We start from the raw sequence: 17,383 nt of genomic DNA, 5'->3' as shown, positions 1-17,383 counted from the left end.
GTGTGCGTGAGAACTATGTCGTGCCTAAGGGCGCTCGTGATCCTGTTTTCACTTTTCTCGTGGCTGACGCCCCGGGCCATGCTGTTCCGCCCCTTGCAGGGCTGGCTTGTGGCGGGCCCCGTTCAGCTGAATCGCATACAAGAATTTGGGATACCCAGTGCTAGACTGAGACATGCTCGCCGAGTACGCGGTGCGGGTGGAGGATTCCCGCGGCCGCCGCTATCCCGAGCCGCCCCACCCGTACCGCAATGACTTCCAGCGCGACCGCGACCGCATCATCCACGCCCGCGCCTTCCGCCGCCTGGAAAACAAGACACAGGTTTTCACCGGGCGGGTCTCCGATCACTTCCGCAACCGCTTGACCCACACCCTCGAGGTGGCGCAAGTTTCGCGCACCATCGCCGCGCGACTCCGCTTGAATGTGGACCTGGTGGAAGCGCTGGCGCTGGCTCACGACATCGGCCATCCCCCCTTCGGCCACGCCGGCGAGAAGGCGCTGGACGAAGTCATGCGCGTCCACGGCGGCTTCTTTGATCACAACCTGCATGCGCTGCGCATCGTGGAGGATTTCGAACTGCGCTACGCCGCCTTTCGTGGCCTGAACCTCACCTTCGAAGTAAGGGAAGGCATCGTCAAGCACTCACGCGACTACTCCGCCGCGCGCTTTCCCGAGCTCGCCGAGTATCTCCTCGACCAGCGGCCGCCAATCGAAGCTCAACTGATCGACCTCACCGACGAGATCGCCTACAACACCGCCGACCTCGACGATGGCTATGAAGCCGGGATTCTCAACGTGCGCTGCATGCGTGAAGGCGTGCCGGTCGTTGATCGCTTCTATGGTGAAGCCGAGGGCCAGTATCCGAATGCGCTGGAGAAGCTCAAGCTGAATGAAGCCCTGCGGCGGGTGTTCGATCGCATGGTCAGCGACCTGATTCGCAATACCGAGGCGCGCATTGCCGCCGCTGGCGTGAGACGTCTCGATGAGGTGCGCAAATTCCCCGAGCGTCTGGCAGCGTTCAGCCCGGAAGTGGACGCGGAACGCGGCGCGGCGAAGCAATTTCTATATGCCAACCTTTACTACAGTCCCGAACTGCAGCCCGAAAAGGCCAACGCCGAGGTGGTGATCCGGGAATTATTCGAATACTGGATGCGCCATCCCGGCGAGCTTCCTCCAAGCTATCAGCAAAAGGCTCGCGGTGAGGATCTCGCGCGCGTGATCTGCGACTACATCGCCGGCATGACGGATAACTTTATCCTTGATCAGTACGCACGCTTCTGCGGGAAGAGCTGAGCGCGCGCGGGTTCACTCGCACCTCGCAGCTCACGCTCCCAGCGAACGCCGCGCCTTCAATTCGGCGAGCAGGCGATCGATATGCTCATCTCGCTCGAGGGCGGACAGCCGCTCATCCACGTCGGCGCCAGCGATTTCGGCCTTTGCCTGTCCGATGGCTTCTGCCTGGCGCACCTTGCTCTCCATGCGGGCAAATGCAGTGCCTTTACTCTTGTCGTTGATGGCCATGCGGGCGTCACTTGCCTTCCCTACAGCCCGCGAACGACGGTGCTGGGCAATCAGCAGGTCACTCTTGGCGCGCGCTTCCGCCAGCTTCTGTTCCAGTTGGCGCAAGGCAGTTTTTAAGGCCTCCGCCTGTACTTTCTGATCAGCGATCTGCTGGTCGAAGCTTTCCGCAAACTGCTTGTAGGCCATCGACCGTTCGAGAGCGGCGCGCGCCAGGTCATCCTGTTTCTTGTCCACGGCCAGCTCGGCCTTGTGCATCCACTCGCCCTCTTTGTCCTGGTTCTCGTTCTTCTTTTTCTCCAGCAGATGCAGATCGGCGATGGCAATCGCCACCTGCGTTTTCACCTGCATGAACTGGTTTTCCATGTCGAGAATCACCTGTTTGAGCAGCTTCTCAGGATTCTCGGCCTTGTCGATCAGGTCGTTGAGATTCGCCCGCACCAGGGTGGCAACTCGTTCCAGTAACGCCATGGTATGACTCCTTCCGCAGCAGAATTACTGCGCTCCGTCCTTGCCTTGAGATTTGTTGGAGGCAGGCTTCTCGGCCTTGTCGCCGATCAGCCGCACCTTGGATAAGAGATCGCTCACCTGCATCCCGGAGAGTGCTTCGAACAACGCCGGTACCTGCGCCGCCATCTTGGCGATATCGCCGGTAACCTTGTTGGCGCCGGCGGCGTCGCCGTTGCCGGTAGAAACGATCGTGATCTTGTCTACCTGGCTCAGTGGGCTTGCCAGAGCACGAACTACGTCGGGCAAGCCGGTGATCAGTTTGTCGACAACGGCTGCCTGGTTGTACTCCTGATAGGCCTCCGCCTTGACGTTCATGGCTTTGGCTTCCGCTTCGCCCTTCTTGAAGATGATGTCGGCCTCGGCTTCGCCCTGCTGCCGGATGGAAGCGGCTTTGCCTTCGGCTTCCGACATCAAGCGCTGCCGCTCGGCATTGGCCAGAGTTTCGATCCTCTGGCGCTCGATCTCGGCCTGCTTCAGCACGGTCGCGATCAGTTCTTTCTCGCGGCGCAGGATCTCGGCTTCCTGAACTTTGATCTGCTGCTCTTTCTCGGCCTGCTGCACCTTCACCGCCTCAACCACCACCTGCTGCTGCATGACATTGGTCTGGATCTCATAGGCTTTGTCCGCCTGCGCCTGCTGCTTCTTGATCAACTCCTGGTAGCTGGCCTTCTTGACGTCGAGATCGCGCTGCGCTTCGGCTTGCTTTGCAAGGGAGAGAGTTTCGGCGGCGACGCGCTCCTGATCCGCCTGTGCCTTGGCGATCGCGGCTTCGCGCTGCGCGAGCGCCCGCTTGATCGCGGTATCGCGCTCCGCCTCAACCGTGGCTACGTCGGCGTCGCGCTTGATGCGCGCCACGTCTGGCCGCCCCATGTTGCTGATGTATTCGTTCTTATCCCTTACTTCCTTGATGGTGAATGAAATCACTTCCAGTCCCATCTTGCTCATGTCATCGGCGCAGGTGGAGCGCATGCGGTCCCCGACCATCTCGGGTTGCTTCACGATTTCTTCCACCGTGAGCTGCCCGATGATGCCGCGCAGGTGGCCTTCCATTACCAGACGAATCAGCCCTTCGCGCTCGTTGTCAGGCTTGGTGAGGAATTGCTCGGATGCGGTAAGAATCGATTCCGGATCTGACTTCACCTTGATCTGCGCCACCGCTTCCACAGTGACCGCAACACCCTGCTTGGTGTAAAGGTCCTGCTGAGGAGCTACGTCGAACGACATCAGTTCGAGCGAGAGCTCGTGACAGGTTTCGACCATGGGAAAGATCACCGTCCCGCGTCCCTTCACCACGCGAGTACCGCGGAAGCCGTAAACCACCAGGGCTTCGTGCGGTCCCGCTTTGCGGTAGAGCCTGGCGAACATCCCCAACAGGAAGAGGACACCAAGGATGAGAAGTGCAGCAATGATCCAAACTTCGGGTGCGACATGGAGATTCATACGCCTCCTTACGACTTCGTTGGCCTTCCCAGTTATTTCTGGACGGGCTCCGATTGCGAGCCCATCTCCGTGCCCGCCAACTCCTCCCAGCGGCGGACGTAAGCAATTCCTTTCTCGTAGCGGGTCACCACTACCTCGGTGCCACGCGGCAACGCAGCCCCATCCTCACTGCGCGCACCGGTACTGCGTCTTGTCCCCTGCTGCGAATAGACGATCTCGCCGGTTCCGCCCGCGCGGATGGGATTGGTAATGGTGCCGATCACTCCCACCATGTCGTAGTCCGCAGGGTCTAGTTCCTGTTCGTGAGCCAGGAGCAGCTTCGCAACAAGCAGGAAGACAAATGCCGCCCCGCCCACTCCGCTCAGAGCTGCCAGCGCCAGCACCGCCAATGTCCATAGCGTGGAATATTTCGTTAGCAGATAACCGACGCCGCCAAACCAGGTCAGGAAGACGACAAGGGTGCTGAAGTTGAACAAAGGCATGCTCGATTCGCTGTGCGGCGTGCCTCCCGTGACGTGCCCTCCGGCGCGACCGATATGCGGCAAGTGAAGCTTGCCAGAGAAGTGAAAATGCGGCCGCGCACCGCCGCCAAGAAACGAGAGCAAGCTCAGCACGAAACCCACGATGAAACACAGCAAGTAGAAATCGGTGAGCGTCATCGCCATTCCTCCTGGGGATGTCGCGCCTGCGAGTGCCCGCCAGCATTAACCAGCGAAGGTTTCAGGACTTCCAGCAGCCGATCCACGAGATGAGGAGTTTCTAGAATCGCGCCCAGCAGCATCAGGCAACGCCGCGAGTCTTCGTGCTTGGCCAATTCCAGCAGTGCCTTGCTGACCTCAGGATCACGCCGGAAGCGTTCCGCACCGTTGATCAGCCACAAATCGAGCGTATCTTCCATGATCCGTAGGTCGGAAAGAAGTTCGGTATGAAATCCCTCGGGGTCATCCACCAGGTATCCGGGATGCACCTTGAAAAACCTGGCCAGCAGCATTCGGGAAGAGTTAGTGAGGTGCGGACGTGAGCCGCTCTCGATCTGCGAAAGGTAGGATTGGCTCAGGCTGCGGCCCATTTCCTTCTGCATCGCGCCAGCAAGTTCCTGTTGCGTCATTTCCCGACCCAATCCGCGGAGGACACCCTCCACTTCCCGCAAGTAGCGTAGCTTTTCGCCTAGTCTCATTTATTTCTGATTGCGATATTAATATCACAAATTGCAATTATGTCAAGAACTCGATCAGGAGGGGAATCAATGATTTGGCAGGGCGGAGACTCTACTGGGGTTCGAGCAGTTCGTCTAGCGTAGCGGTCTGGCCCTTCTGGACCTCGACGGTGCGCGTTGCCGGCTTATAGCCATCGGCCTGTAGAGTTACACGGTAGCTACCGGGATTGAGTGGAAAGCGGAAGGGGGTGCGTCGCGGCAGGACCATTCCATTTACAGCGATGCTTGCGCCCTGGGGACGCGTGCGCAGCTGCACCATGCCCATGGTTTCAGGGGTGGGCGCCAGGCCGTTGATGGCATAGAACTGCTTCCAGAAAGCAAGACCGGCAGCGGGCGCCTGGGTGTTCATCACTTTGCCTTGCTGGGCGGATTGCGGCTGTGTTTGGGGTGCGCCTTCGTTCTGAGGGTGAAGCGGGGTAGAGAAATTCAGAGTCTGGCCCGGACCAGCATCCGCCAGAGTTTCAGCGCGTTTAAAACCCCCTTTCAGGAGAACGATGCGGTGCTGGCCAGGATCCACCGTGAGTTGTGCTGGCGTCGTCTGCGCGGTGGGAGAGCCATCCAGCACGATCCAGGCCCCCTGTGGACTGCTATCGATAATAAAAGAAGCTTTGAGCTGCTCCAGGGTAGCATCCACCGTGGTTTTCTTTCCCGCGACCACCTCCACCTTTTGCTCTGCTGGTTTGTATCCATTCAGTGTGAACACCAGGCTGTGATGACCAGCTTTGAGCGGCGGCGTAAGGAATGGCGTGATCCACTTCGCCTGGCTATGTCCGTCGATCTCGACCTGTGCACCTGTGGGAGTCGAAGTCAGGTGGAGTTCGCCGGTAGTCACCGGCGGAGGCGGCGGGGTTTCCTTAACCGCGATTTGCGGCTTGTCCGCCGCCTCGGGCCGGCTTGCTTCGGCCTGTAACTTGACTGCATCCTGCTTGGTCTTTTCGAGTTCGCGAGTGCCGGGGATAACCGCTGGCGGCACATCCGCCACGGGAGCGGTTACTGGCGCCATTTCCGGCGCAGGCGTAGTGACATTCGCAGGTTCCTCCACTTGAGGGACTGTAATAGCGGAGACTTCTTTTTCACGCGCTTGCCGCTGATGCTTGAGATTGAGTTGCTTCAGACCGGCAAGGCCCAAGCCCAGTGCCACCAGCGTGAAAACCACAGTAAAAACCTTCGAACCCTTCTTGGGCTCGGGCTCAGAATTATCTATGGAATGTCGGGTGTACGCGGGGATCTGGATGCGTACGGTATCTTCCTGCGCCAGTTGGGTTGCCGTCACCAGCGACTGGCTGTCGAAGACCTGGGTCAGCGGCATGGCCGGCTGAGCTGACACGATTGTCTTTCGCGCTGACGGCGGTGCGGGCGGGTTTATCCCGATTGGAACGTCAAGCGCAGGCGCCTTCACCCCGACAGACCCAGCTTCGCGCGCGGTCATGCCCAGGGCAGTCACACCGGCGGCAGGTAGAGCCGACGCCAGCTGCGTATGCGAGTTGGCATGCTCGGCCATGGCGGCGGGAACCTGCACGGTGCCGTCAGCCGCGAGACCAGAATTCTTGTAGTTCTTCAGAGCGCGCGCCAGTTCCGCGCCGGTCTGATAGCGGTCGTCCGGCTGCTTCGAGAGCGCCTTCTGGATCACCGCACTCAATGCCGGATGAATCGTCACATCTAATTCCCGAGGCGGAATCGGCGTCTCGTTAACGATCTTGTAAACGACGGTGGTAATACTCTGTCCGTCGAACGGCTTCTCGCCGGTGACCATCTCGTAAAGAATGACGCCGGCCGAGAACAGGTCGCTGCGACCATCGATCATCCGCCCACGCACCTGTTCCGGCGACATGTAATTGGGCGTGCCCAGGATCTCGCCGGTATGGGTGAGCCCGGCGCCGGCCTTGGCGATGCCAAAATCCATGATCTTCCCGGTGCCATCGGGCATGATCATCACATTGCTCGGCTTGACGTCACGATGCACTACGCCGCGCGAATGCGCGTAATCCAGTCCCATGCAGATCTGGCTGCCGATATCCACCACGCGATCGATAGGCAGCACGCGGCGCTGGTTCAACATGGCCGCCAGTGTGGTGCCTTCGATGTACTCCATGGCGATGTAGAAGATTCCGTTGTCTTCGCCGGCGTCGTAGATGACCACTACATTGGGATGGCTGAGCACGCCCGCTGAGCGAGCTTCGTTGCGGAAGCGGCGAAGCATTTCTTCGGCTTCGGCGCCGTGCACGTCGACCCGCATGGTCTTGAGCGCCACGGTGCGTCCGATGTTGGGATCGACCGCCCGATACACGACGCCCATGGCGCCCTTGCCCAGCTCTCCGGTGACCTCGTATCGCCCGATTTTCCGACCGTTCATCAACTACCTTCCGACAAACCGCGACCGCCTAAGGCCGCAAGGGTGGCTGCAGTGCAGTTACTCGGTGGTAAATACACTGCGCCCCGGCCTTTTTCGTGTAACCCTCGGCCCAAAGTGTAGTCGTGATGGGATGACCAGAGGAGGGCACCAAGGTAACAGCACCTTTGGGTCGGCGAAAGGCGTTCGAAACGGATAACTACATGCCCGGCTTGCCGGTGTTCACGTCGCCGGAGGGAAGTGGTGGAGAGGGCACGGAGACGTGCTCGTGCACGATCAGCCAGCGGTCGCCCTTCTTTTCCCAGACTACGGTCCAGCGCCCGTCCATGGCAGCCTTGTTGCCAGTCTTCAGCGTTCCAGTGAGGCCCCAGGTGGCGGTCGCCCAGGCCAGACTGCCGTGGAGATGAACCTGCGCGTCATTACCGAGAGTGAATGTCAGGCTGCGAAAGCCGGCCAGCACATCGGCCGCGCCCTTGGCATAGTTGGCGAAGCCGCTGTATTTCATGGGCAGGATGTCAAAGAAGACATTGTTTGACGACTGATCGTAGTAGGGCGCAGCGTTAGCCGGATCCATGGTCGACCAGGCGGCAAGTATTTCCTGCATGAGGTTGACGCTCGGCGGCTTGAGCGTGCTGGGAGCAGGGTGGAGTGACGGAGGCGTCTGCTGCGCATAGCAGAAGCCTGCCGAGACAACAACCAGAGCAGTAAGAATCGTCGCGACGGTGTGGTTTCGCATGAGAATTATTTTGCGCCTAGAACATAGAGCAGATTGACGCGCAGGCCTAGATTACAACCTGTTCTGTGGGAAGTGGGAAACTGAATAGGGAGCCGTTTTCCACCCTGAAATTTGCCGCCGGCTTGACCTTGTCCGAAAAGCACGCGGACCGTCATGAAGAAAATCAGTGCGGTTACGGCGGGGGCAGTGACGACACGCGCAGGAAGAGATGAGCGTCTCTCTGTATCCATAAAGCGTTCTCGAAGTGCGCGCTGTACTGTGGTTGGCGGTTTTAATCGAGAAATAGACTGTTCACTGCGCAAGAACCAGCCGAGGCTAATTTGATTGAGCAGTGAGGTCAAGCGCGTCGGGCGTGTTGAAAATTGACGCTGCTCGTTCGAGCACGTTACAATCACAGGGTTTGCCTGTACTGCCAGACCCCGTCAGGGGATCCCGCTGCCGTCCTGGCAAGCGGGGGAGTGCAAGCGCTCTAATTCAGCTTGGGCTGCGCCGTCATGCGGCGTTGTGGGAGGCATTATGTATGCGGTGATCCGCACCGGGGGCAAGCAGTATCGCGTCGCCCCGGGAGATGTAATTCGAGTAGAAAAGCTGGCTTCCGGCGAGGGTCAGGGAGAGAGTGTCCAGTTCAAGGACGTGTTGGCGGTGTCCGCCAGCGAAGGCGAGGTGGGACGGCCAAGTGGAGAGACGCTGGTAACGGGACGGGTGCTGGGCGAAGGCCGCGGCGACAAAGTTCTCGTCTTCCACTACAAGCGTAAGAAGCAGTACAAGAAGCTGCAGGGGCACAGGCAGCCGTTCACCGCGGTGGAGATCACCGAGATCTCGGTTGATGGGCAGAAGTTTACGTTTGACGGGTCCCGTCCCTACTTCATTCCCGGGGCAAAGAGAGCCGCGGAGCCGGCAGCCGCGCCAGCGTCAAAGAAAAGCCGCAAGGCGGCAGCTCATGCTGGCGAGACAGAGGCAGCGGTGGAGAAGGCCGAGAGGAAAGCTGCACCCACCGCGCGGGCAAGCTCCGCAGCCAAGAAAGGCGCGGCCAAGAAGAAGGCAGCCAAACCAACTTCGCAGGCAAAAAAGAAATAGTCAGCACCGACACCAGAGATCAGGAATAAGTCATGGCACACAAAAAAGGATTAGGCAGCTCACGTAACGGCCGCGATTCGAATGCGCAGCGGCTGGGCGTCAAGGTTTTCGGCGGACAACTGGTTCCCGGCGGCTCCATCATCGTTCGTCAGCGCGGTACCCGCATCAAACCCGGCCTGCACGTAGGCCGCGGCAAGGACGACACGCTGTTCGCGAAGGTGACGGGGACGGTGAAGTTCATCGACAAGGGCACGTCGGGCAAGTTTGTGATGATCGAGCCGGCGGAGACGGCGAAGTCGTAAGCCGGCATCTGCTTCGCGGTTGCAAGAAAAACGCGAAATCTTTCGACTCGGACGAAGGGGACAGGCGGGATTGCCTGTTCTACACAAGCCGACCCGATCCTCGGTCAAGATGACATTTGTGAGTCGCCAAAATCATTTAGAGGACTCCGATTCTCTCTGGGTCCCGACGTCTTCCGCTTCGGGATACTTCAATTTCTGGCGTTCGTAGATCTCGCGCACGCGATCCAAGGTATCAACTTCCTCCGGGCGCTTGTCTGGACGCAGGCGGACGATGCGCGGAAAACGCAAGGCGTAGCCGCTGTTGTGGCGGTCGGAGACCATCACGGCGTTGAATGCCACCTCGATCACGATTTTCGGCTCGACTTGCCGCCGGAATCCTTCATCGCGAACTGTGTGCTCCAGGAACCATTGCGTTAGCCCGGTGATCTCCGCATCGGTCAATCCGGAATAAGCTTTGCCAACGTTGAGCAGAGTGTCGTCCTCATCCGCCGCGCGCACAGCGAAGGTGTAGTCGCTGAGCACGCCAGCCCGCTTGCCATGACCGAACTCAACAGCGGTCACCACCACGTCCAGCGTCGCCAGTTCGCGCTTCAGCTTCAGCCAGGAGCGGCCGCGCCGGCCCGGCGTATAAGCGGACTCGATGTCCTTAATCATCAAGCCTTCGTTGCCACGTTCCATGGCCTGCTCGAAGAGCTCTTCCAGATGCGCGCTGGAGTCTGCGGTAGTCGCAGGAGCACGAAGTACCTGCGTCTGCGCGGTCGCGATCACGTCGTCCTCGGACACGCCCCGCGAATTTTCCTCGGATCCAAACATCAACTGTCCCTGCGCTTCACGCGAATGCATACCGATCCGGAGACGCGGATTACGGCACGCTTCGGCAAAGATACGATCCAGAACGTGTGCCCGCTCCCGAAGCGGACGATCGATAAGCAGCTCCCCATCCGCGTAAAGCACATCGAAGACAACGTAGGCGACCGGGACCTGGCGCATCAGGGCGGCGGAAACCTTCTTGCGTCCCAGCCGCTGCTGCAATTGCGAGAAGGGCAGCGGTCGACCTCCATCCGGGCCGGCTTGCCAGGCCAGAACCTCGCCATCGAGAATCAAGCCATCGGGAAAGCTGGCCAGCGGCTGGTTTAGTTCGGGGAATGAATTCGTGATCTCGCCCAGGGTCCGCGAATAGAGCCGCACGTGATCGGAAACGTGGGCCTGCGCGCGAATGCCATCGTATTTGTCTTCCACCACTGCATGCTCGAAATACTGGAAGGCCTCGTCGGCGGTTTCCGCCGGGCTGGCAAGCATGAAGCCGATGGGGTGAAACAGCCTCAAGTGCGCCTGATTCAGTTTGACCTCTGCCGCCAACCGGAGGGTCTCCCCGATATCACCCAGCAGCATGTTGGCGCGTTGCACCTCGGGAAGCGCCGCCCCATAGGCCTTGGCGATGGCTTCTTCCACCAGGCTTTCGCGCAGGCCGATACGCAGATCGCCGGCGATGATCTTGACCAGGTACTTCACTTCCAACGCGCTGGCCTGGGAAAGGAGCTGGCGAAGCAGCGTTGCTTTGACCGCAGCCCGGCGCGTCTCCGCAATCTGCCGAAATTCGCGGACCACTTCGATGACATTGAGACTGGTTTGCGCGGGCGCCAGGTCCACCAGAAGATCGTAAGCGGCCGCGCCGGCATCGCCGTGGCGGCGATAGGCTGCGGTCATCTCGCTTTCGCTCTTTTGCGAGATCGTGCGGAGGGCCTCCCACAGCATGCTCCCGCCCACCTGAAGCGTGGTTTCGTCGTAGGTGGGAAAAGCGCGTCCGGAGAGAAACACGGCGGAGATCGCAGCTTCCTCTAACTTGCGGGAGCGGAAATAGTCGCTGAGCAGGCGGACCTTCTCCGTCTTCTTGGTGGTAGCGGCGATTGCTTCGCAGATGGTGGAAAGCGGTCCCATTAGGTTTAGACTGCATTATTCACCAGCAGGAGGTGTTTTAGGTGGGGCTTCCAGAGTGTGCGTGACAGTCTTTCTGAGAAGCCAGTTTTTCCGCAACCTGTGAAGTTACGCCCCCTCCAGAGCTCTGACTCTCCGGCGCCACAAGGCAGAAAATCAGAATCTCGGAACGATGCCCGTCTATCACTTGGAGCATGATGGAACAAAACCTGGAACACACCATGTCGCTTCTCGCTCGGACGCCCGCTGCTCTTAACGCACTCTTACGTAATCTGCCAGAACCCTGGATTTCTTGTAATGAAGGCGATAAAACCTGGAGCGCGTACGATGTCGTCGGTCACCTGATCCATGGGGAACGCACGGATTGGATGCCGCGGGTGCGGATGATCCTGGAATTCGGTGAGACCCGGACGTTTGAGCCCTTTGATCGGTTAGCCCAGATGCGAGAAAGTAAGGGCAAGTCACTAGGGCAGCTATTGGATGAATTTGCCCGGCTGCGGTCAGAGAATCTGGAGGCGCTGAGGGCGTTGAATCTGCAGCCGGAGGATCTCAACCGTCGTGGACGGCATCCTGCTCTCGGAGCAGTTACCCTATCGCAGTTGCTGGCGACCTGGGCCGCTCACGATTTAACTCACCTGCACCAGATCTCAAGAATTATGGCCCACCAATACCGCCAGGCTGTGGGTCCCTGGAGCGCCTTTCTTGGGGTGCTGCAGTGCGCCGGCCACAGCTCCTGATCGCTTGTGAAGTGAGGGGCAAGCGGCGGATCGCAGGCAGGTAGCGGTCTCCAGGCAAAGCAGAGGACCTCCAATTCCCGCTTTGGGCGCGGGTTACCAGCGAGTGCGTTAGACACAGACCTTGGTGATATAGGTCACGGTTTCCCCACCTTTCCGGCTGGACAATCAGGTGTTAACGGGCAGGCTTGGGGGGAGGAGTTCCGCCCCCGGCATGCGCTTGCGGAGAACAGGAGGGGGTGCGCCATGATGCTCGCCTATCGGCTCGTTCGTCTGATCGAGACCCATTCCACCCAATTATCGGAAGGGCTGCTGGAGAAGCTGCATAACTGCGAAAAGTGCCGTGATTATCGTACCCGGGTCCCGTCGGACGACTTCCGGGCAGCGGTATTTGAAATCTACAACCATCTTGGCGAGTGGCTGTTGGGCAAGTCGGAGGGGGATATCGAGCGCCGCTACGTCCAGATTGGGATGCGCCGGGCGCAGCAGGGAGTGCTGCTGAGCGAACTGATGTACGCCATAGTGCTCACCCGCGAACACTTATGGGATTTCCTGAAGAAGGAAGACACGATGGAACGGCCGGTGGAAGTGTTTGGAGAGCTGGAAATGTTGCAGATGCTCGAGGGCTTCTTCGACAAGGCCATCTACTACGCCGCCGTGGGATATGAGAAAGCTGGCGCTGACGAGAAAGTGAAGAATCACGAACTGGCTCACACAAAGTAGTTCGGTTTTTGGGCAAGAAAGGCCGTGTCATGTCTGACTGGTTGCTCAGCTACAAGAACAAACTGATGTGCGCCCATGATGCCTTGCGCTGTGTGGAATCGGGCATGCGGGTGTACATCCACCCGGGATGCGCCGAGCCCGAGACTCTGGTCGAGGCGCTCATGGAGCGTGCACCTTTTGTGCGCGATGTAGAGATTGTCCACCTGCTGACGCTGGGAACCGCGCCTTATGTTGCGCCGCAGATGCAGGGGCATTTCCGGCACAACGCCATGTTCATTGGCGAGAATGTGCGGGAAGCAGTCAACGACGGGCGAGCCGATTACACCCCGGTGTTCCTGGCCGAAGTGGAGTCGTTGTTTGAAAACGGCACCATGCCACTGGATGTAGCGTTGATCCAGGTTTCTCCGCCCGACGCGCATGGGTACTGCAGTCTGGGCGTTGGCGTGGACACCACCATGACTGCAACCCGGTGCGCCCGCCACGTGATCGCACAGGTCAACGATGCCATGCCGCGCACCTATGGCGACAGCTTCCTGCATATCAGTCAGATCAGCGCATTCGTCGAGAGCAGCCGGCCTTTGTGCGAGCTGCCTAAGCCAGAGATAACGGATCTGCATCGCGCTATCGCCAAGAACATCGCCGCCCTGATCGGCGACGGGGCGACGTTGCAGCTGGGAATCGGCGGGATTCCCAATGCCGTCCTTCCTTTTCTGACAGACCGCCAGGATTTGGGCATTCATACCGAACTGGTCAGCGATAACGTGATCCCGCTGATCGAGGCGGGTGTAATCACTGGGCGCAGGAAGACGCTGTTGCCGCGCAAGATCGTATTGGGCTTCCTTTTGGGAACGCGCGAGCTTTTTGACTTCGCTGATAACAACCCTATTTTTGAGTTTCGTCCTAATTCTTTTACCAACGACCCTGTAACAATCGCCCGCAATGACAATATGGTGGCCATCAATGCCGCCCTGCAGATCGATTTGACCGGCCAGGTGTGCGCCGATTCCATTGGAGCGAGCTTTTACAGCGGCATCGGCGGGCAGGTCGATTTCCTGCGCGGATCCTCCAAGTCCAAAGGCGGCAAACCTATCATTGCACTTCCCGCTACGGCTAAAGGCGGGCGCATCTCACGCATTGTTCCCATGCTGAGCCCCGGCGCCGGCGTCGTTACTTCCCGCGGCCTGACTCACTACGTCGTGACCGAATACGGCACTGCCGACCTGCATGGAAAATCCATCCGCCAGCGCGCCGAGGCGTTGATCCAGATCTCCCATCCCGATTTTCGCAACGAACTCTACGAATATTGCGAGCGCACTCGCTGGCTGCAGCGGGCAGACGCGCTCGCCGCGAGGTGAATATGGCAGCCCGGGGAAGCGTCACTATCGATGTCAACGAATGCAAGGGTTGCGGTCTGTGCGTCGATGCCTGCCCGCCCAGGAAGCTGGCCCTCTCTTCCACGCTGAATTCCTACGGCGTCCATCCTGCGATTTATCTGGGCGAGGGCTGCACCGGGTGCGGAATCTGCTTCTACTGCTGTCCCGAACCCGGGGCCATCACCGTGTACAAGGCGATTACGCCTGCCAAAGGAGCTGTCATCAAAGAGGAGGTCGATTATGCGACAGTTGTGTAAGGGCAACGTCGCAGTGGTGAAGGGCGCAGTGCTCGCCGGTTGCCGCGCCTTCTACGGATATCCCATAACCCCCGCCAGTGAGATCGCCGAATACGCAGCCCTCTTCCTACCCCAGATTGGTGGCACCTTTGTGCAAGCGGAGAGTGAAGTCGCGGCCATCAACATGGTGTATGGCGCGGCTGCGGCGGGCATGCGTGTCATGACCGCTTCCTCCGGCCCGGGGGTCAGCCTGATGCAGGAGGGGATCTCCTATCTGGCAGGATCAGAGCTGCCCTGCGTGATTGTGGATATCATGCGCGGCGGTCCTGGCCTGGGAAATATCGCTCCCGAGCAGAGCGATTATTTCGCCATGGTGAAGGGCGGAGGCCATGGCAACTACCGCAATCTGGTTCTGGCTCCGTCTTCCGTGCAGGAGATGGCGAGCCTCACCATGCTGGCCTTCGAACTGGCGGATCGCTATCGCAATCCAGCGGTGGTGCTCGCCGATGGCTTTGTGGGCCAGATGATGGAGCCGCTTGACCTGCAAGTCCTCGAAGCAGAAGGCATCAGCATTCCAGAGAAGCCCTGGGCGGTGAAAGGAACGGCAGAGACGCGCAAGAACCTGATCTGCTCGATCTATCTCGACCCCGATGAGCTGGAAGGGCATGTCCGCAAGTTACAGGCGAAGTATCGCCTGGCGGAGCAGTTAGAGCCCCGGTTTGAAACCTATCTCGCTGAGGATGCCGAACTGCTTCTGGTCGGATACGGAATCGTGTCGCGGGTGTTGCGTTCTGCCGTCGAGCAGGCGCGGGCGGAGGGGCTGCGGGTCGGGCTGTTCCGGCCAATCTCGTTGTGGCCGTTCCCGTCCAAGCCGCTGCTGGAAATCGCATCGCGCTGCCGCTCGGTTCATGTGGTCGAGATGAGCAACGGACAGATGGTCGAGGATGTGAAGCTGGCCGTAAACGGGCGAGTGCCAGTGGAGTTCTACGGACGTACGGGAGGGAACGCGCCCTTGGCAGAAGAGGTGCACGCGCAGCTCCTGGCACACGCTTGAGCTGTCAGGCATCGAGCAAGGAGGGCAGCTTGGAATACGAAACTGTGCATTCGAAGTCACCGGTCTTCTATGACCACTATGAGCGCAAATCGGAGCTGCAGCACCAGACGCACTATTGCCCAGGCTGCGGGCACGGCGTTGTCCATAAGCTGATCGCAGAGGCCATTCAGGAGCTGGGGCTGCAGGATCAGACCATCTTTGTGAGTCCGGTCGGGTGTTCCGTATTTGCCTACTACTATTTCGATGTGGGCAATGTTCAGGTTGCTCACGGACGCGCGCCCGCGGCTGCCACCGGCATCAAGCGCGCCTGTCCGGACAAAATCGTGATTGCCTACCAGGGAGACGGCGACCTGGCCGCAATCGGCACGGCGGAAATTGTCCACGCTGCCAATCGCGGCGAAAACATCACTGTGTTTTTCGTGAACAACGCAACCTACGGCATGACCGGCGGTCAACTCGCTCCCACGACTCTGGTCGGGCAGACCAGCACTACTTCTCCCTGGGGACGCCGTCCTAATAACGAGGGCTATCCTCTGCACATCTGCGAGCTGCTCTCGAGTCTCCAGGCACCGGTGTACATCGAACGGGTGGCGCTGTCCGACACCAAGAACATCATGCGGGCGCGTAAAGCCGTTCACAAAGCGCTGGAACTGCAGAAAAAGGGCGCGGGATTTACTCTGGTGGAAATTCTCTCTCCCTGTCCAACGATCTGGAAGCTGGATCCCGCCGAGGCCAAGCACTGGGTGGCAGAGAAAATGATCCCGGTATTTCCGCCGGGGGTCTACCGCGACCGCGCTGCGGGGGAAGGTGCCGATTCGCCGAGAATCGCTGTTCCGCAAAAATCCGTTACCGAAGTGCTGGAGTTGATGCCCGCCTCGGATCAGCAGCCGGCACGACGCGCCAGCGGAAAGGCGGGCGACAGGAAGATCAAGGTCGCAGGCTTTGGTGGCCAGGGCGTGTTGCTGACGGGAATTATCCTGGCCGAGATGGGTATGCGCGAGGGTCTGGAAGTAAGCTGGCTTCCCTCCTATGGACCGGAGATGCGAAGCGGCAGCGCGCACTGCCACGTCTGTCTATCGCACCAGCGTATTGGCTCTCCTCTTACTTCCCAGCCGGATGTCCTGGTAGCCATGAATGAAGTCTCGCTGCGCAAATTTGGGCCTCAGGTCGCATCCGGCGGACTCATTCTCTACAACCGCGAGAGTCTGCCTCCTGACTTCACGCCCCCCCAGGCCCGGGTAATCTGCATTCCTGCGTCAGAAATCGCCGACCGTCTGGGAAGCGCCAAGGTCACCAATTCCGTGATGATGGGAGCTCTGCTGGAGGAGACTGAGTGTTTGCCCTTCGAGAGCGCGCTGGAGGTTCTCGAGGGGATGGTGAAAAAGCCCGGGTTGGTCGAGATCAATCGCAAGGCCCTGGAAGCGGGAAGGAAGTTTATCTGTGATCAGGTAAGGGTCGGCGCGGTCTCCCAGCCTGATGGTTTTGCGTATTGAAGCGTGTTTCTGGTCTTGAGGAGGCGATCAGCCCCCAGTCAAACCAGGTGCTTTCCACCTAGTTGCTGTTTTTTCTACCGCCCAGCAACGCCGCGCCCAGTGCTCCGCCGACCGCGGAAAAGATCACGAAGGCAAACAGGAACATGACCATGGCCAGCGTGACCATTGTCGCCAAGCCTTCTGGGGACAACAGGCGCTGCAACATCTGCTGTACCTGAGGATCCGCGTTGCGCGTCGCTGATTCCTCCACCACCTTTTGCACCATGTCGCGAAACTGTCCCGTCTTGCGCGTTACCAGGAGCTGCAGAGCCGTCAGGACGGCAAAGATCACCCAGGCGAACAGGCCTGCCACGGCTCCAACCTTCGCGCCCATGCCGGCAGTTACCTCCTGCCCAGGATTTCGCCGGCGATAGAGCGCCACACCCAGGGCGCCACCCGCCAGAATCCATAAACAGAAAGTCGAGAAGGGGACAATCCAGGAGAGTCCGATCAGAACTCCTGCGATCAGCGCACCCGGCAGGGCATCGGACCAATTGAGTGGTCCCGCACCTAAGGGGGGCGCCGGAGAGACTGAAGAAGGCTGCGTGAGCGGAGTCGAAGCCGGTGCTGGCACGGTTTCGGGTTCAGAAGAAGAGACCCTGATTTGTGGAGCGCCGCACCGGGTACAGAAGGCAGTACCTTCCTCCAG

General features: G+C 59.6%; 17 protein-coding genes. 9 read left to right on the top strand and 8 right to left on the bottom strand.

What is annotated here, in order from left to right; all coding sequences use genetic code 11:
• Nucleotides 1–172 precede the first annotated feature (172 nt).
• Nucleotides 173–1,291: a deoxyguanosinetriphosphate triphosphohydrolase gene (locus tag VEG30_01470; GenBank protein ID HXZ78566.1), complete on the top strand. Its 1,119-nt coding sequence runs from the start codon at nt 173–175 to the stop codon at nt 1,289–1,291.
• Nucleotides 1,292–1,321: 30 nt separating this feature from the next.
• Here the strand turns inward: VEG30_01470 and VEG30_01465 are convergent, their stop codons facing one another.
• From VEG30_01465 to VEG30_01440, 6 genes are all read right to left on the bottom strand, one after another.
• Complete coding sequence (locus VEG30_01465; GenBank protein ID HXZ78565.1) at nt 1,322–1,987, bottom strand: PspA/IM30 family protein; 666 nt, start codon at nt 1,985–1,987, stop codon at nt 1,322–1,324.
• A gap of 24 nt (nt 1,988–2,011) precedes the next feature.
• A complete protein-coding gene (locus VEG30_01460; GenBank protein HXZ78564.1) occupies nt 2,012–3,466 on the bottom strand; it encodes an SPFH domain-containing protein in 1,455 nt (484 codons plus the stop codon).
• Nucleotides 3,467–3,498: 32 nt separating this feature from the next.
• Complete coding sequence (locus VEG30_01455; protein HXZ78563.1) at nt 3,499–4,125, bottom strand: NfeD family protein; 627 nt, start codon at nt 4,123–4,125, stop codon at nt 3,499–3,501.
• A complete protein-coding gene (locus tag VEG30_01450) occupies nt 4,122–4,643 on the bottom strand; it encodes a helix-turn-helix transcriptional regulator (protein ID HXZ78562.1) in 522 nt (173 codons plus the stop codon). Before VEG30_01450 ends, VEG30_01455 begins: the two co-directional genes overlap by 4 nt.
• A gap of 91 nt (nt 4,644–4,734) precedes the next feature.
• Nucleotides 4,735–7,035 (bottom strand): serine/threonine-protein kinase, encoded by a 2,301-nt coding sequence (locus VEG30_01445; GenBank protein HXZ78561.1) that lies wholly within the window; start codon nt 7,033–7,035, stop codon nt 4,735–4,737.
• Nucleotides 7,036–7,231: 196 nt separating this feature from the next.
• On the bottom strand, nt 7,232–7,768 hold the full coding sequence (locus VEG30_01440; protein ID HXZ78560.1) for a nuclear transport factor 2 family protein: 537 nt from the start codon (nt 7,766–7,768) through the stop codon (nt 7,232–7,234).
• 516 nt (nt 7,769–8,284) lie between these two features.
• Between VEG30_01440 and rplU the strand changes: the two genes are divergently transcribed.
• Both rplU and rpmA read left to right on the top strand, forming a co-directional pair.
• Nucleotides 8,285–8,845 carry a 50S ribosomal protein L21 gene (gene rplU / locus VEG30_01435; GenBank protein HXZ78559.1) on the top strand — a complete coding sequence of 187 codons (561 nt, stop codon included), beginning with the start codon at nt 8,285–8,287 and terminating at the stop codon, nt 8,843–8,845.
• A gap of 32 nt (nt 8,846–8,877) precedes the next feature.
• Entirely contained in the window at nt 8,878–9,147 is a 270-nt protein-coding gene (gene rpmA / locus VEG30_01430) for a 50S ribosomal protein L27 (protein ID HXZ78558.1), read from the top strand.
• A gap of 132 nt (nt 9,148–9,279) precedes the next feature.
• On the opposite strand, the gene VEG30_01425 is transcribed toward rpmA, so the two are convergent.
• Nucleotides 9,280–11,085, bottom strand: coding sequence for an ATP-dependent DNA ligase (locus VEG30_01425; GenBank protein HXZ78557.1), 1,806 nt, complete (start codon nt 11,083–11,085; stop codon nt 9,280–9,282).
• Nucleotides 11,086–11,276: 191 nt separating this feature from the next.
• Between VEG30_01425 and VEG30_01420 the strand changes: the two genes are divergently transcribed.
• The 6 genes from VEG30_01420 to VEG30_01395 all read left to right on the top strand — a co-directional run bounded on the left by VEG30_01420 (nt 11,277) and on the right by VEG30_01395 (nt 16,695).
• Nucleotides 11,277–11,819 carry a DinB family protein gene (locus VEG30_01420; GenBank protein HXZ78556.1) on the top strand — a complete coding sequence of 181 codons (543 nt, stop codon included), beginning with the start codon at nt 11,277–11,279 and terminating at the stop codon, nt 11,817–11,819.
• Nucleotides 11,820–12,062: 243 nt separating this feature from the next.
• The gene (locus VEG30_01415) at nt 12,063–12,539 is read left to right on the top strand and encodes a hypothetical protein (GenBank protein ID HXZ78555.1); all 477 of its coding nucleotides are present in this window, start codon (nt 12,063–12,065) and stop codon (nt 12,537–12,539) included.
• 29 nt (nt 12,540–12,568) lie between these two features.
• Nucleotides 12,569–13,894, top strand: a complete 1,326-nt coding sequence (locus tag VEG30_01410) for an acetyl-CoA hydrolase/transferase C-terminal domain-containing protein (protein HXZ78554.1) — start codon at nt 12,569–12,571, stop codon at nt 13,892–13,894.
• Nucleotides 13,895–13,896: 2 nt separating this feature from the next.
• On the top strand, nt 13,897–14,169 hold the full coding sequence (locus VEG30_01405) for a 4Fe-4S binding protein (GenBank protein ID HXZ78553.1): 273 nt from the start codon (nt 13,897–13,899) through the stop codon (nt 14,167–14,169).
• Entirely contained in the window at nt 14,153–15,202 is a 1,050-nt protein-coding gene (locus tag VEG30_01400) for a 3-methyl-2-oxobutanoate dehydrogenase subunit VorB (GenBank protein HXZ78552.1), read from the top strand. Before VEG30_01405 ends, VEG30_01400 begins: the two co-directional genes overlap by 17 nt.
• 29 nt (nt 15,203–15,231) lie before the next feature.
• Entirely contained in the window at nt 15,232–16,695 is a 1,464-nt protein-coding gene (locus VEG30_01395; GenBank protein ID HXZ78551.1) for a 2-oxoacid:acceptor oxidoreductase family protein, read from the top strand.
• Nucleotides 16,696–16,753: 58 nt separating this feature from the next.
• Here VEG30_01395 and VEG30_01390 read toward each other — a convergent pair whose 3' ends face one another.
• Complete coding sequence (locus VEG30_01390; protein ID HXZ78550.1) at nt 16,754–17,308, bottom strand: hypothetical protein; 555 nt, start codon at nt 17,306–17,308, stop codon at nt 16,754–16,756.
• Nucleotides 17,309–17,383: the final 75 nt, after the last annotated feature.

It is taken from the genome of Terriglobales bacterium (assembly GCA_035624455.1).
Lineage (GTDB): Bacteria > Acidobacteriota > Terriglobia > Terriglobales > Acidobacteriaceae > DASPRM01.
Note: the sequence above shows the minus strand (reverse complement) of the source record. Positions and strands in the feature narration are given on the sequence as shown.

What these genes read in the sequence shown, in the direction of transcription:
- rpmA (HXZ78558.1), top strand. Translation starts at nt 8,878, where the DNA reads ATGGCACACAAAAAAGGATTAGGCAGCTCACGTAACGGCCGCGATTCG.
- VEG30_01420 (HXZ78556.1), top strand. Translation starts at nt 11,277, where the DNA reads ATGATGGAACAAAACCTGGAACACACCATGTCGCTTCTCGCTCGGACG.
- VEG30_01445 (HXZ78561.1), bottom strand. Translation starts at nt 7,035, where the DNA reads ATGAACGGTCGGAAAATCGGGCGATACGAGGTCACCGGAGAGCTGGGC.
- VEG30_01415 (HXZ78555.1), top strand. Translation starts at nt 12,063, where the DNA reads ATGATGCTCGCCTATCGGCTCGTTCGTCTGATCGAGACCCATTCCACC.
- VEG30_01405 (HXZ78553.1), top strand. Translation starts at nt 13,897, where the DNA reads ATGGCAGCCCGGGGAAGCGTCACTATCGATGTCAACGAATGCAAGGGT.
- VEG30_01410 (HXZ78554.1), top strand. Translation starts at nt 12,569, where the DNA reads ATGTCTGACTGGTTGCTCAGCTACAAGAACAAACTGATGTGCGCCCAT.
- VEG30_01425 (HXZ78557.1), bottom strand. Translation starts at nt 11,085, where the DNA reads ATGGGACCGCTTTCCACCATCTGCGAAGCAATCGCCGCTACCACCAAG.
- VEG30_01465 (HXZ78565.1), bottom strand. Translation starts at nt 1,987, where the DNA reads ATGGCGTTACTGGAACGAGTTGCCACCCTGGTGCGGGCGAATCTCAAC.
- VEG30_01450 (HXZ78562.1), bottom strand. Translation starts at nt 4,643, where the DNA reads ATGAGACTAGGCGAAAAGCTACGCTACTTGCGGGAAGTGGAGGGTGTC.
- rplU (HXZ78559.1), top strand. Translation starts at nt 8,285, where the DNA reads ATGTATGCGGTGATCCGCACCGGGGGCAAGCAGTATCGCGTCGCCCCG.
- VEG30_01470 (HXZ78566.1), top strand. Translation starts at nt 173, where the DNA reads ATGCTCGCCGAGTACGCGGTGCGGGTGGAGGATTCCCGCGGCCGCCGC.
- VEG30_01460 (HXZ78564.1), bottom strand. Translation starts at nt 3,466, where the DNA reads ATGAATCTCCATGTCGCACCCGAAGTTTGGATCATTGCTGCACTTCTC.
- VEG30_01440 (HXZ78560.1), bottom strand. Translation starts at nt 7,768, where the DNA reads ATGCGAAACCACACCGTCGCGACGATTCTTACTGCTCTGGTTGTTGTC.
- VEG30_01400 (HXZ78552.1), top strand. Translation starts at nt 14,153, where the DNA reads ATGCGACAGTTGTGTAAGGGCAACGTCGCAGTGGTGAAGGGCGCAGTG.
- VEG30_01455 (HXZ78563.1), bottom strand. Translation starts at nt 4,125, where the DNA reads ATGACGCTCACCGATTTCTACTTGCTGTGTTTCATCGTGGGTTTCGTG.